The organism is Paenibacillus wuxiensis (assembly GCF_040195695.1).
In the GTDB taxonomy this organism is placed as follows: domain Bacteria; phylum Bacillota; class Bacilli; order Paenibacillales; family Paenibacillaceae; genus Paenibacillus_B; species Paenibacillus_B suaedae.
This window is the reverse complement of record NZ_JBEFZI010000004.1, coordinates 21,599-36,336: the sequence shown is the minus strand read 5'-3', so window position 1 is coordinate 36,336 and position 14,738 is coordinate 21,599. Positions and strand designations below refer to the sequence as shown.

Genomic DNA, 14,738 nt, shown 5'->3' with positions numbered 1-14,738 from the left:
AGAAAGAGGTATTCTTTCTCTACACTTTTTTTATGTTGATCAATGAAACAGCGACAGTCTAATACTTTATTTTCTGCTGACAGTAGCGCTCCCGCTTAAGGCGTAAGAGAAAAGGAATAAAATTTCCCTTCCTTATTGATCTTGCCCACGATTGTAGGCTGTTTGTCTTTCTTGAATGTATATTCATTAAATTTAACGGTAACTTTATATCCGGCCAAATTGACATTGAATATAGATTTAACTTTACCGCTTGCTGCAGAAATCGCTTGTTTTGGAGTATATTTGGGTTTGGCAAAGGATTTGGCAAAATCTTTGTCGCTCGTCCAATCCCTATAAATCGTATCGACTTCCAACACTTGATTTGTTATTGCGTCAATCTTGACTCTATGATGATCGTAGTAATCTTCAAAATGCCAAAAATAGCTGCCGGCGACTTCATCCTTTACCCGCTCCGCGTGAACAAGATTTACTTTTTCTCTACTTAATTGGTTAATTGCGTTAGCAGCTTTATTCAACAATTTTTTGTCTACTTGGGCTGAGGAATAGCTTTGTCTAGCGATGATTTTGTTCCCTTTGTCGAGATCGATATCCAGCGATGCTGTCCCCCAGAATACCCAGTAATTTCGCGGCTCATTATCTCGATATGGCGATTTTACTCTCCATAATGCGCTGAATGTTAATGGATATTTCTTATCCTCGAACTTCGCGATGAAGGCATTGACCTTCTTAAGAACGGCTGGATCCAACGCAAGATCCTTATCTTTGATTTGATAATAGATGGTTGCATTATACACTCGTTGTTTTTCCTTGTCGTAACCAACATTGAACCTTGCAGCAGGCTGGGACAACTCTCCTTCTAGATGAATATTGTCACTAGCATTCGCCATTACTTTGAGATCCGATTTCATCTCATTGCCTTTTGCAATATCCCCTAGAGCTGCTTTGATCTTCTATCTCCTTATTCAACAAAAAACAGGCGTCTTTGCACCGCTTATCTGTGCGAAAGACACCTGTTTGATTTTCTAACACTTTTCAGTGACCTTTCCTATCAATAGGAGGTTCCACTGCGATTATCCCACATTGTAACGCGGTTTTAGCACTTCTTGATTTACTACTGGTTTCACTTCTTGGTTCTTCTTCGACTGATTACGTTGGCTAGGTACGGAGATAAAGATCGCAATCAGGAACGAGAGCATACACAAGACCGCAATGACTGTAAAGGTAATTTGAAAACCACCGAACAAAGCACTAAGGAACGAACCAGCCAAGGCACCTAACCCGAATCCTTGATAAATGATTCCGTAGTTTTTGCTTTGATTCTTCAAGCCGAAATAGTCTGCCACAATCGCGGGGAAGACTGTGATATTACCGCCAAAACAGAATGCAATTACCGCGACACAGGTGAAGAAGATGCCCAGGTTCAAAGGTACGAAGTTTAAAGCCATGACTGACAATGCCGTCGCAAAAAGCGCTCCCGCTACAACTTTCATACGTCCTACTTTATCAGACAATGCGCCGAGAATGATCCGGCCGGCCGTATTGAAAATCGCCACCATAGCTACCGCATTCGCTGCTGTGCTGATATCAAGACCAGCAAGTTGCACCCCGATGTCTTTGACGATACCAATCAGGTACAATCCACTCATACAAGCTGTGAATAAAATAAGGAAGAGCATATACGCTTCTTTCGTACGCAGCATTTCTTTGACTGTGTAATTCCGCCCACTCTGCGACCCCGTATTTGCGTTCGCAGGGGTTTCCGTAATTACGGCTTCTTTGATTAAGAACGAACCGGCAATTACCATCACCATCACGATCAATCCCCAGACCAGAAATGCATAGGAGACACCCATCGTATTGATGAAATTCGCATTGATATATTTAAAAACCAAGCTGCCTGTCCCAAAAGCTCCTACCGAGATTCCCGATATTAATCCTTTGCGTTCAGGAAACCATTTAATTAAATTCGATAGTGATGTGATATATGCTGTGCCATCCGCAAAACCAACAACCACACCAGCAAGTAAGTATAACATCCACAACGATGAAACCTGAGAGCTAGCGATTAGCCCTGCACCGAGAACAGCACCTGCAATCATTGTCATACGCCGAATTCCGATACGATCCTGAATTTTACCGGCAAACAATGTCGAGAAAGCCAGTGCAAAACTAGTGATGGAAAACGTTATTGATACGGAGCTAAGCTCCCATCCAAATTTGTCAGCTAACGGCTGATTAAATAAACTCCACGTATATATGGTTCCTAATCCCATTTGTACAATGATTGTTCCAAGGACGATCATCCATCGATTTACTTGCGACCCAGTTGCTTGATGCGTTCTCATGATAGATCCCTCTTTCCATTCTGCTATGATCAAGAGTTGTGTTTTATCTGCAGGGAAGTGAAAGCTCTTACGCTTTGCTTTTTACACCCTTATCTTACAAGATAAAACGCTTTCTCGAGCTATAAGCGACATGAAATGACGGGATTGCGGAATGAACTGCATTTATATATGCATCAACTGCCTAAATTCTTTAACTTTACTTCTGCTGACGGGCACTTTGGCATCCATATCACGTAGACGCAGCAGGTAGGTATTGTTGAACCATGGAACGATTTCATGAATTTGAGACAAATTGACGGTATAGGAACGATGACAACGATAGAATCGATCTTGAGGCAGCATGGCATGAAAGTCTGAAATACTCATCGGCATCGTGTAGGTACCGCTCTTCGTGAATACGTTCGTCACTTTCTCTTGTGCTTCCGCGTAGTAAATGTCATCGCTATCCGTTACGATATACTTATCATTTTTCAACAGATTAATGCGTTTCTCCTCAGATCTCTGCCTGCTGTCCGGAGGGTTTGAACTTCCACCTTGCTGCACATCCCGTTCGAAGGCGGTCTCCAGCTTACGCAGCATCGCGGCAATCCGGTTCTCGTCGTAGGGTTTCAAGATATAATCAAAAGCTTCCAGTTCAAAAGCTTGGGCTGCATGTTCCTTATACGCTGTTGTAAAAATAACATACGGTTTATGCGCGAACTTACTGATATTCGTCGCGAGCAGCATCCCATCCAGGGATGGAATGTTAATATCGAGAAAAATCGCATCGACTTCCTTCTCCTGCAGAAATTTAAGCACATCAAGGCCATCTTCGAATCGCTCCACGATTTCAATGCGGCTATGTTTGGTAATCAAATACTCCAGCTCTTCACTGGCCAAAACTTCATCTTCCACAATTATTGCTCTCATCGTGTCTCCTTCTGTATGTCAAAAAAGATATTCGTTCCTTGATCTAGCCGCTCCATTGTAACACCATGCCCGAAAATGAGCTTCACACGCTTATACACATTGAACAGACCAATATGATTCGGTGGAACGCGCTCCTCTATCACCTGATTGATGATATCTTCACGGATACCCACGCCAGTATTCCGCACGCCAATCCGAATGTACTCTTCTGTATCTTTGACATAGATAGTGACCGTTCCAGGTCCTCTCTCCTTCAATATGCCGTGGACAATCGCATTCTCCACTAACGGTTGAATGATGAGACTCGGAATCTTCACGGCGACTTCATCCACATCATAAACGACATGCAGCCGATTTCCGAAGCGTGCTTTTTCAATCTCTACGTAATTCCGAACCTGCTCTAGCTCCTTATGGATATCGATCAATTCATCCGTTAGCTCCAAATTATAACGCAAATATCCGGATAAATTGACGATCAGTTCCCTCGCTTGATCCGGTCTAGTTCGGATCGAGGATCCAATCGCATTTAGCGCATTGAACAAAAAGTGAGGCTGAATCGTTGTCTGCAGCGCCTTGAGCTCCGCTTTATTCGCCATCTCCTTAATCTCTTCCACACGAGAAACTTCCATTAATGTCGAGATGATCTGGGACAAACCGACGGCCATAGTCTGCAGCGGATAGGTAATTTTATGCGCTTTCCGATAATAAATCTTCAAGGTCCCCGTCACTTCTTCCCGCTCTTTCAGCGGAATAATAAGTAAGGATTGAATGCCGGGCATCGCATCGTCCAACGCATGGTTGCTTATCATGAACTCCCCGCTCCGTATCGTCTGTTTGGTCATATCACTGATGATTTCATGCCGGAATTGATAGCGGTCTTCCCCAAAACCGACATAAGCGAGCACGCTCGAGGCATCCGTAATCGCCACTGCATCAGCTTGAATGTCTTCTTTAATAATGGAGCAGATCTTGTGCAAGGATTCGGTATTGATGGAGCGGAAATAGGGCAATGTCTTATTCGCAATGTCCAACGCCAACTTCGCTTGCAGCGCGGCGATTCCTTCCCGCTCACTTTCTACATTCTGAATCAACAAAATGATCAATCCCACATTCAATTGCCCTAGAATCATCGGTGTTGCTATTCTGGTTACAATCTCATAGCCTAAGGTTGTAGGGTGCGCCATGAATATGATCAACAGCATCGTTAAGGCTTCGCAAGCCATCCCAGCAAGTATCCCGATAAACCAACGTTTTGCTTTAGGTGTTCGAAGATGAATATACCCAGACACCAGCCCCGCAATAATACTCGTGATGAGACATGGAATCGAGGTCACCCCACCGATATCGATCAAATAACGATGGATTCCGGACACCACGCCCACGACTAGACCGACCCAAGGCCCAAACAAAATTCCCCCTGCCGTAATTACGATGATCCGTACGTTGACGAGCGAGCCTTCCACATCGATGCCTGAGTAGGTACCGAATAGTGCAAAGGTACAGAACAGAAGCGTCACGACGGCGAACTCCTTCGTTGTCAGTGATTCCTTTTGCAGAATCTGCTTAAAGCTCGGAATACGAGTTAAGAAAAACAAAATAATGAGCAATAATGCTGCCCGCTCAAAGAGCTGAAGCAGCATTGTGAAATCTCCGTTTATTGGAAACTACCTCCCGTTATCTCAAGCTGTTGTTTGTTTATTTTATCAAAGTTTGCTCTGTTTTCACGTTCCAAATCCATACATAAAAAAAGAGCGTGTTTTGAAAAAGATTGATCAAAACACGCTCTTAACATATTCTATTGAATTATTCTTTTATATAAGGTTAAAGGATTGCTACACAATAAAAAATCACTTATTGTTCATTGTTTTCCATCCATTGAAAGTGGAAACTCCCCTTTTGATCAAGCCGCTCAAACGTATGCGCCCCAAAATAATCCCTCTGTGCCTGCAGCAAATTAGCCGGCAGTCTCTCTGTCCGATAGCTGTCATAATAAGCTAAGGCGGAAGCGAAAGCAGGAACCGGAATTCCTCTAGTTACGGCAATCGATACGACTTTTCTCCAAGCTTCCTGATAGTTAGCAATAATCTCACTGAAGTATTCGTCCAACAACAGGTTTTTCAAATCCGGGTTCCGGTCGTATGCATCCTTAATATTTTGTAAAAACCTTGCGCGGATAATACATCCACCGCGGAAGATCATGGCGATGCCTCCATAGTTCAGATCCCAATTGTATGCGTCGGAAGCAGCTCTCATTTGCGCAAAGCCTTGCGCATACGAAGCGATTTTGCTGGCATACAAAGCTTTGCGAACAGCCTCGATAAATTCCTTGGGATCGCCGTCGTAGCTTGACGCCGCAGGGCCTTTCAGCTGCATGCTTGCGGCCACGCGTTCTTCTTTCATTGCGGAGATAAACCGTGCGAACACGGATTCAGTAATAATGGACAATGGAACTCCCAGATCCAATGCGCTTTGGCTCGTCCATTTCCCCGTTCCTTTCTGTCCTGCCGAATCGAGGATGACATCCACCATTGGCTTGCCGGTCTCCGGATCAGTCTTCGAGAAAATATCGGCTGTTATTTCAATCAAATAACTATCCAGTTCGCCTTTGTTCCATTCGGAGAAAATGTCATGCAGCTGCTCGGTATTTACGTTCAATACATCTTTGAGCAGATGATACGCTTCGCCGATGAGCTGCATATCGCCGTATTCAATGCCGTTGTGCACCATTTTGACATAATGGCCGGCACCGTCTTCTCCGATATAAGTCGAGCAGGGATCGCCGTTCACTTTGGCCGAAATGGCGGTCAGGATTGGCTCTACCAGTTCATACGCCTCTTTTTGCCCGCCCGGCATAATCGCGGGGCCGTTTAGCGCTCCCTCTTCGCCGCCCGAGACACCTGCGCCAATAAAACGGAATCCCTTGGCTTGCAGCTCTTTATTTCTTCTTTGCGTATCTGGGAAATAGGCGTTCCCGCCGTCGATAAGAATATCCCCTTGACTCAGGTAAGGAACAAGCTGATTGATGGTATCGTCTGTCGGTTGTCCCGCTTTGACCATAATTAGAATTTTCCGCGGCGTCTCGAGCGATTGGACGAATTCTTCGACGCTGTACGTGCCGACGAAATTCTTGCCTTGCGCCTCCTCCAGAAGCTCATTCGTTTTCTCTGGCGAACGATTGTATACTGCAACTGAGAACCCTTTGCTTTCTATATTTAAGGCTAGGTTTTTCCCCATGACGGCCAAGCCTACTACGCCGATTTGCTGTTTTTTCATTGCAATTCCCTCCCTGTCATTTCTCTCTCTTTGTAGATAAACGTTTGATGAGCCCGGCTTTTTGCGCTTCGAAACCAGACTTGCCCAGCATCACAAACATATTGATCTTGTATATTTTAATCGCAGCTTAAATTCCTGCTGTTTTTTTCCAATCGGCAGCGAATTTGTCAATGCCTTGATCCGTTAAGGGATGCTTGGAAATTTGTTCGATCACCGCAAATGGAATCGTGGCTATATGCGCGCCTGCCATTGCTACGCGTGTCACGTGATCCGGATGGCGGACAGATGCCGCGATAATTTGCGTATCCAAGTTATGCACTCGGAACAATTCAGCGACTTTCGTTACGAGCTGGACGCCGTCTTCCGATATATCATCCAAGCGGCCAAGGAATGGCGAGACATAGGTCGCACCTGCACGAGCGGCCAGCAAAGCTTGATTCACAGTGAAAATCAGCGTCACGTTCGTTTTCACGCCTTTGTCGCTCAAGTAGCGGCAAGCTTCAAGTCCAGCGAGCGTCATCGGAAGCTTGATCGTGATGTTTTTGTCATTATTATTGATTTTGATTAGTTCGTCCGCTTGCGCAATCATTTCTTCAGCTGTCACCGCATCAGGCGTTACTTCAGCGGAGACCGATTCAACTCCGGGTACTTCCCGCAGAATCTCGGCGATTCGATCTTCAAATTTCACACCTTCCTTGGCGACCAACGACGGATTCGTCGTAACACCGGATAAGATGCCGATTTTATATGCTTTTTTGATGTCTTCCACATTTGCAGTATCGATAAAGAATTTCATAGGTAAGTACCTCCTCCATTATTTTGTTGCTAATTTATTATTAATTCATTAATTCCTTCGCAAGGCGAACCACTTGATTGACGGAGAAACCAAAGTATTCCATAACATCCGTACCAGATCCGGATGCGCCAAATGTATCGATCGACAGTACTTTTCCGCCTTGCCCCGTGTAACGATCCCAGCCTAACGAAATGCCCGCTTCAATGGCCACCCGCTTCGTAACGGAATTAGGAAGAACACTCTGCTTGTACTCATCGGGTTGACGATCGAACAGCTCTCTGCTCGGCATGGCAACGACGCGTACGGAAATGTTGTCCCGTTCCAGCTCCGCCTTTGCGTTCATGGCCAGAGAAACCTCGGATCCGGTTCCGATCAGAATGACATCCGGCTGACCGCCCGTTTCGCTCAAGACATAAGCGCCTTTGGCTACCCCTTCAACATTGGCCTTGGTCGCTTCATATACAGGCAGATTTTGTCTGCTCAGCACTAAGGCTACCGGACCTTCATTTTGCTGTAGAGCGTACGCCCATGCGCTTGCCGCTTCATTGGCATCGGTCGGACGAATGACCGTAAGTCCCGGAATGGTGCGCAGCGCAGCCAAGTGCTCGACGGGTTCATGCGTAGGTCCATCTTCCCCAACAGCAATGGAATCATGGGTAAACACATAAATCACAGGTAGTTTTTGCAGCGCAGCCAGACGAATAGACGGACGCAAATAATCACTGAATACGAAGAAGGTGCTTACGAATGGCTTTACACCTCCATGCAGGGCCATGCCATTGCCGGCTGCACCCATAGCATGCTCACGAACGCCAAAGTATATATTGCGTCCCGAGTAAGACTCCACGGCAAACTTTTGCTCTCCTTTGATGTCCGTCATCGTCGAATGCGATAAATCCGCACTTCCTCCAAAAATCGAAGAAACGGTTTTTACGTAATGATTTATCGCTTCGCCGCTTGCTACGCGGGTAGAAATCGATTTGGAAGTGTCGAACGTAAGGATATCCGCGGCCTCAATCGACACGGAGCCGTCGATGACTTGCTCAAGCTCCTTACCCTCCGCAGGATATTGCGCTTTATAGGCAGCGACCAATTTGTTCCACGCTTCTTCCTTGGCCTCGCCCTTACGTTTCAGCTGCTCGAAATGCGCTTTGACTTCTTCCGGAACGGTGAACTCTTCCTCATACTTCCAGCCGTAAGCTTCCTTGGTCGCCTTCGCCTCTTCTTTGCCCAGTGGATTGCCGTGTACTTTGTTCGTTCCCGCTACCTTGCTGCCGTAACCGATAATCGTCCGAATTTCGATAAGCGTCGGCTGGGCATCATTTTGCTTAGCTGCCGCGATCGCTTCGGTAATCTGGGAAATATCATTGCCGTCCTCGACCCGGATATATTCCCAATTGGCCGATTCCGCTCTTTTTTGCATATTTTCGCCGAAGGAGAGATTAAGCTCTCCGTCCAACGAGATGTCGTTGGAATCATACAATACGACTAACTTTCCAAGCTTCATATGTCCTGCCATGGACATCGCCTCGTAAGAGATTCCCTCCATCAAGCAGCCGTCTCCGACAAGCGCATACGTATAATGATCGACTACCGGGAAACCATCTTGATTGAATTTCGAGGCTAAATGAGATTCAGCCATCGCCATCCCCACTGCCATCGCCAACCCTTGTCCCAGAGGTCCAGTTGTCGCTTCTACGCCATCTGTATGCCCATATTCGGGATGCCCTGGCGTTTTGCTGTTCAGCTTGCGAAACTGTTTTAAATCGTCAAGCGACACCTGATATCCCGACAAATGCAGCAGGCTGTAGAGTAAGGCAGATCCGTGACCCGCAGAAAGAACGAAGCGGTCGCGGTTAAACCATTTGGCATGGCTGGGATTGTGATTTAACAGTCTGGACCAAAGGGCGTATGCCATCGGCGCCGCTCCCATCGGCAGCCCCGGATGACCGGAATTGGCACGGTTGATAGCATCGATAGACAACGTTCGGATCGTATCGATGGATAATTGATCAATGGTTTCCTTGGTAAGCATATTGTTCTCCTTCTTCCGCTTTAATATTTCCTTCTGATTTGTCATCGAACCACCAATGATAGCCGTCCTGCGCCAACAACGCATCGGATTCGGCAGGTCCATAAGTACCCGCTTCATACCGATGAAGTGGAACCAGATTCTCCTCGAATGCTTCCAGGATCGGTTGAACCCATTGCCACGACAATTCGACTTCATCCCAATGTGCGAAGAACGTAGGATCTCCTTGCAATGCATCGTAAATCAAATTTTCGTAAGCTTCGGGAACATCGCCCTTGCTCTCATGAAAGTTCATCTGAAGGGGCTTGAACTCCCCTTTATGCAAAGGATCTCTTGTATTTAATTGCAGCGTAATGCCCTCGTTAGGACTAATTTCAAATACCAGAAGGTTAGGCGATTTTCCTTCTGTATTTGCCTGTGAGGACTTCGTTAACAGATCCTTGAACTCAATTACAATTCGCGTTGATTTCTCTTTCATTCGTTTGCCTGTACGGATATAAAAAGGAACGCCGCGCCAAAAGAAATCATTGATCTCCAATTTAGCGGCAATAAACGTATCGTTCATGGAAGTAGAAGCGATCCCTGGTTCGGAAATATAGCCGATTACCGGCTTACCTTGAACGGTTCCTGCTTTGTACTGCCCGCGGATAATGCTCGCGCTCACTTCCTCTTTTTGCAGCGGCTCGAGAGCTTCCATCACCTTTTTCTTCTTAAAGCGCACCATTTCCGAGTCGCTATTGATTGGAAGATGACTCGTCAGCATCATCAGTAATTGCAGCATGTGGTTTTGAAACATGTCTCTTACGGCACCTACATGATCGTAATAACCCGCTCTTTCCTCTACACCGACGGTCTCGTTTGCCGTAATTTGCACGTTGGCAATATAACGATTCGTCCATAAGGCATTAAGAACCGGATTTTGCTGCAAAATCTCAAGCTTCTGGATTAGCGGCTTGCCGAGATAATGATCGATTCGGTAAATTTCATGGTCCGCAAATGATTTGCTCAGCGTCTGGTTTAAATCCCGAGCAGATTTCAAATCATGGCCGAATGGCTTCTCGATCACGAGACGCTTCCAGCCATTCGCGGAACCGAGCCCGCTTTCCTTAATGCTCGCTGTGATCGTTTCAAAAAATTCAGGTCCGACAGATAAATAAAACAGGCGATTCGGCGGAATGTGCAGCTCTTCTTCTCTCTGTTCAATCAGTTGCAGCAGCTGCCTATAATCTTCTTTGCGATCTATATGAAGAACGCTGTAACGGAATGCGCTCAAAAAATCTTTGATTAACGCAGAATTGTTCGCTTCGCGTCTGGAAAAAGTACGGATAGACTGCTCGACATTTGCCTGAAACGATTCATCAGACAGTTCTCTTCTCCCAAGACCAAATAAAGAGAATGATTGCGGCAGCTTCCGATCGATATACAAGTTGTAAAGGGCAGGGTATATTTTTCTTTTGGCTAAATCCCCTGTCGCTCCAAACAAAACAAAAGTGGTCGGCTCCATGTTTCTCTCTCCTTCAAGCAGTGCTCTCTTAATCAAGCTCTGGTTTCTATTTCGTAGTTCCACTATAATACGAATATCATCTATACAAGTAATAAATATATTTCACAGGAGCTATAGACCACATCTATGAGTATAAATTACGAATTGTACAAGGTTTTTTATTGGGCTGCGAAAACAGGCAGCTTGACTCAGGCTGCCAAGGCCTTATTTCTAACCCAACCTAGCGTCAGCCACGCCATCAAACAGCTTGAAAACAGCTTTGGCGTCACTTTGTTTTACCGGAATTCCAAGGGCGTTGGGCTGACGAGAGAAGGCACCATCCTGTATTCCTATATTGAGCAGTCACAGATCTTAATATCGTTGGCCGAAGAAAAAATGAAAGCACTTAAAAATCTGGACAGCGGCGAGCTGCGGATCGGCGGAAGCGATTCGCTGTTCAAGCACTATTTGCTCCCTTACTTAGAGGACTTTCATGAGAAGCATCCCGGGATCAGACTTCACCTGAATCATGGAACTACGCCGGAAATCATCTCCTTCTTAAAAGAAGGGAAAATTGATTTAGGCGTCATCCGTATGCCTATCGTCGATACCCAACTTGAAGTGAGGGAGACTTTCCAGTTGCAGGAATGCTTCGTAGCGGGGACACGTTATGCCGAGCTCAAGGATGCGGTTTTAACGCTGGATATGCTGCTCCAGTACCCAATTATCCTGTTCTCGCGCAATAGCAGGGCACGAATGACCATTACGGAATTATTTCAAAGCTACGGCTATAAGCTCGCACCTAAAATTGAGGTCGGAAGCGTGGATCTTCTCATCGAGTTTGCTCGAAAAGGACTCGGAATTTCATACGTGACGAGAGAATTTGTGTCGAAAGAGCTGGAGGAGGGTACCCTCTTCGAGATTCAATTGGACGTGCGGCTGCCGCCATCTCACGTGGGGATTATGATTATGCGCAACATGCCGCTTTCCATGGCAGCATGCGGGTTTATTGAGATGATTCAAACGTGTCCGCTATCAAAATAGGCACATTCAGATGCTGCTTTGCTTTGCAAGGTCTTCATCATCTGGCCCATGGCATGAACCAACGGTCTCTACCACTTTTAAAGAAAGAATAGAGAGTAAGGGAGAAGGAAAAATGAAAATATGTATATTGGGATCAACTGGGAGAGTTGGATCAGAGCTGCTGAAACTAGCATTACACGATTCGCATGATATTACGGTCTTAGTGCGTGATCAGAATAAGCTTGCAGTTTCGCATAGGAATCTACAGATCATCGAGGGAAATGTATTAGATGAACATGATGTGAAGAAGGCGTTAAAGGAAGTTGATATCGTTATAAGTGCTCTTGGAACAGATGGGAATGGCACGTTGTCGAAAAGTATGCAAACCATTATTAAAAATATGAAAAAAGAGGGGATAAGCCGAATCGTTACAATTGGAACAGCGGGTATTTTACAAGCTCGCACAAATCCGAAGATCTATCGGTTCCAATCGGAAGAATCAAAAAGAAGAAGTACCACAGCTGCCGAGGATCATTTAGCTGCTTATCTAGCCTTAAAAAATAGTGGGCTATGCTGGACGATTATTTGTCCTACCCATTTAATCAATGGCGAAAAAACGGGCATGTACCGAACAGAGGTAGATGTGCTACCATTGAACGGATCGAAAATTACAGTGGGGGATACTGCTCATTTTGCCTGGTCTTTGATAAATAAAGAAGGATATGAGAATAGCCGTGTCGGCATCGCTTATTAAATCCGTCCCAAAGACGTTGGCGTGACTAGTTTTTTTATGGTAGTAATAGGTTTCCACAAGAAAAAAATTGTGCCGACCTGTAATTTTATTTGGTCGGCACAATTACATGGTTCCACTCTTTTTTACCAATGTTAATTTTGTCTCCGTATTCACTTTAGTTCCAGATCCATAAACACATCCGCTCTTACATAGGGCATGGGTCCGATCTGCTCGACAGGAACACGCTTGAATCCAACCGATTCGTATAGATGAATGGCGTTCGGTAGCTTGGTGCTGCTGCCCAAAAAGATCGATGTCGCGCCAAGTCCGCGTGCGCGGTTAATGGCGGCATGGATGATTTCCCGTCCGTATCCGCGCCCTCTCAACTCGGGTGTAACGCTCATCTTTGATAGCTCGAACACCCCGGCACCAGTCGGCACAAGTGCAACACATCCAACGATCGAATCACTATCGCGTGCGATGAGCACGTCTCCTCCTCTGTTCACGATATTCTCCACCGGGTTATCGAGGAGTATCCGATCCGCCTCTTCGACTGTGAAGATTCGGGCGATCCATTCTTCGTTAAGTGTTTTGAAGGCCCGAGCTTCTTCGGGCGTCTGCATCGAAGTAATCGTGAGCACTGTTTCAAGCATGCTAAGTTCCCTCCCCTTGTAAAGGTTCGTCGCCTACTGCACCCGTCCTGCCACCAGATAAACAGCGAGTCATTGGAGCCATCTCTTCTCATTTCATGGGCATGTCTTGTGGCCTACCTGCCTTGTGCCTTATCGCCCCTTAACGTCATACAAGTGCTTGAGGCATGAGCGATAAGTTTACCGTTCTCGTCAGTAATATCGCAGTGGATAAACCCGATGGTCTGTCCTCGCTTATACAGCGTAGCATGGGCCTTTATTTTGGATTTCCATACAGGTTTAAAAAAGTTTACTTTCATCTCGATCGTGGTGAAGGTTTCGTCTTCTTGCAAGGTAGAGCCGTAGGCAATACCCATGGCCATGTCCGCAAGAATGCCGATGATGCCGCCATTGCATGTGCCTTGCGGATTCGCGTGTTGTTCCGAAGCCTGCATTTCATACGTGGCCTCGCCCTCTTCTACGCTAATTAACTTCAGTCCCATAAGGCTCTCGACGGGAGACTGCTCCAATTCTCCGTTCAGCACTCTCCGATAATGCTCAAGAATGGTCATTTTGCATATTCACCCGCTTCTTTCCTCTGTCTCTGGAACAAATTATTCATCACTAGAGCGATGATCACGATGAAAATCCCTGCCAACTGCAATCTTCCGACTTCAACTCCCTGGAGGGCACTAATCGTGACTGTCGTAACAGGGACGATATTCATAAATAACATGCCGTTCTCCGGCTTCAACATTTTATTGCCGACGTTCCATGTGAGCACGGCAAGTACGCCTGCGATCAGGATCATATACAGCAGTTCCGCCCCTGTGCTTCCGATCATCTTCGCGCTTGGCATCGTCAAGGCTCCGAAAACCGTTGCCGACAGCACGATTAAAATATTCATCAAGGCTCCGAAGCATGTTGTCATAGCAGTGTAACGAAGCGGCGACCAGCCTACAAATTTACTGCCACCCAACGTATAAATGACCCAGCATAGAGCACCGAGCATAATCAGCAGACTGGCGCCAATGTGCTCTTTGGTCTGTACGATTAGGGAGGGATCTCCATTCGTTATAACCAGCAGTGCGCCTGAAAGCGCAATGAAAATGGAAACAAAAGTAGATAGCTTGGGTTTGCTTTTATGCACAGCCCAATTTACGCATGTCGTCATTAGTGGCATTAACGTCATGATAACGGAGGCAATGATTGCGCCTGACGATCCGCTGAGCTGTTGTCCGACAAAGGTAAGAAAGCCGAATCCCGAAAACCCTACAGCGCCAAAAAATAATAATTTCCACGATTGTCCCTCCAATCGGAGCACGTCCTTCCCTTCGAAAACGATCAGCATTCCCAAAAGAATGAGGCCAGCCCAAATGTAGCGAATCGTCGTGAAATAGAACGGATCGAGAACCTTCAAGGCAACTTGCATGACGGGAAACATGCCTCCCCACGCCAGCACAGGAATCAAACAATAGGTGATACCCGTTAATATAGTGTTTCTGTTCATCCCGA

13 protein-coding genes are annotated in these 14,738 nt (G+C 46.1%); 2 read left to right on the top strand and 11 right to left on the bottom strand.

Annotation, left to right across the window (positions count from 1 at the left end):
• Window positions 1-95: 95 nt before the first annotated feature.
• The 8 genes from ABN764_RS09225 to zwf form a co-directional block, all read right to left on the bottom strand.
• Entirely contained in the window at window positions 96-908 is an 813-nt protein-coding gene (locus tag ABN764_RS09225; protein ID WP_446671670.1) for a hypothetical protein, read from the bottom strand.
• A 162-nt stretch (window positions 909-1,070) separates the two neighbouring features.
• Window positions 1,071-2,345, bottom strand: a complete 1,275-nt coding sequence (locus ABN764_RS09220) for an L-lactate MFS transporter (RefSeq protein ID WP_446671669.1) — start codon at window positions 2,343-2,345, stop codon at window positions 1,071-1,073.
• 162 nt (window positions 2,346-2,507) lie between these two features.
• Window positions 2,508-3,254, bottom strand: coding sequence for a LytR/AlgR family response regulator transcription factor (locus ABN764_RS09215; protein WP_072727660.1), 747 nt, complete (start codon window positions 3,252-3,254; stop codon window positions 2,508-2,510).
• Window positions 3,251-4,894, bottom strand: coding sequence for a LytS/YhcK type 5TM receptor domain-containing protein (locus ABN764_RS09210; RefSeq protein ID WP_446671668.1), 1,644 nt, complete (start codon window positions 4,892-4,894; stop codon window positions 3,251-3,253). The genes ABN764_RS09215 and ABN764_RS09210 overlap by 4 nt, the downstream gene beginning before the upstream one ends.
• A gap of 211 nt (window positions 4,895-5,105) precedes the next feature.
• Window positions 5,106-6,527 (bottom strand): NADP-dependent phosphogluconate dehydrogenase, encoded by a 1,422-nt coding sequence (gene gnd / locus ABN764_RS09205; protein ID WP_446671667.1) that lies wholly within the window; start codon window positions 6,525-6,527, stop codon window positions 5,106-5,108.
• Between the two features lie 127 nt (window positions 6,528-6,654).
• Window positions 6,655-7,323 carry a fructose-6-phosphate aldolase gene (gene fsa, locus ABN764_RS09200; protein WP_446671666.1) on the bottom strand — a complete coding sequence of 223 codons (669 nt, stop codon included), beginning with the start codon at window positions 7,321-7,323 and terminating at the stop codon, window positions 6,655-6,657.
• A 40-nt stretch (window positions 7,324-7,363) separates the two neighbouring features.
• Window positions 7,364-9,358 carry a transketolase gene (gene tkt / locus ABN764_RS09195; RefSeq protein WP_446671959.1) on the bottom strand — a complete coding sequence of 665 codons (1,995 nt, stop codon included), beginning with the start codon at window positions 9,356-9,358 and terminating at the stop codon, window positions 7,364-7,366.
• Entirely contained in the window at window positions 9,336-10,859 is a 1,524-nt protein-coding gene (gene zwf, locus ABN764_RS09190) for a glucose-6-phosphate dehydrogenase (RefSeq protein WP_174807320.1), read from the bottom strand. The genes tkt and zwf overlap by 23 nt, the downstream gene beginning before the upstream one ends.
• A gap of 126 nt (window positions 10,860-10,985) precedes the next feature.
• Between zwf and ABN764_RS09185 the strand changes: the two genes are divergently transcribed.
• Window positions 10,986-11,882, top strand: coding sequence for a LysR family transcriptional regulator (locus tag ABN764_RS09185; RefSeq protein WP_446671665.1), 897 nt, complete (start codon window positions 10,986-10,988; stop codon window positions 11,880-11,882).
• A gap of 112 nt (window positions 11,883-11,994) precedes the next feature.
• Window positions 11,995-12,615 (top strand): NAD(P)-dependent oxidoreductase, encoded by a 621-nt coding sequence (locus ABN764_RS09180; RefSeq protein ID WP_446671664.1) that lies wholly within the window; start codon window positions 11,995-11,997, stop codon window positions 12,613-12,615.
• A 149-nt stretch (window positions 12,616-12,764) separates the two neighbouring features.
• On the opposite strand, the gene ABN764_RS09175 is transcribed toward ABN764_RS09180, so the two are convergent.
• From ABN764_RS09175 to ABN764_RS09165, 3 genes are all read right to left on the bottom strand, one after another.
• Window positions 12,765-13,247: a GNAT family N-acetyltransferase gene (locus ABN764_RS09175; protein ID WP_446671663.1), complete on the bottom strand. Its 483-nt coding sequence runs from the start codon at window positions 13,245-13,247 to the stop codon at window positions 12,765-12,767.
• A gap of 113 nt (window positions 13,248-13,360) precedes the next feature.
• Window positions 13,361-13,795 carry a PaaI family thioesterase gene (locus tag ABN764_RS09170; RefSeq protein ID WP_268625830.1) on the bottom strand — a complete coding sequence of 145 codons (435 nt, stop codon included), beginning with the start codon at window positions 13,793-13,795 and terminating at the stop codon, window positions 13,361-13,363.
• Window positions 13,792-14,733, bottom strand: coding sequence for a DMT family transporter (locus ABN764_RS09165; protein ID WP_446671662.1), 942 nt, complete (start codon window positions 14,731-14,733; stop codon window positions 13,792-13,794). Before ABN764_RS09165 ends, ABN764_RS09170 begins: the two co-directional genes overlap by 4 nt.
• Between the last annotated feature and the right edge of the window lie 5 nt (window positions 14,734-14,738).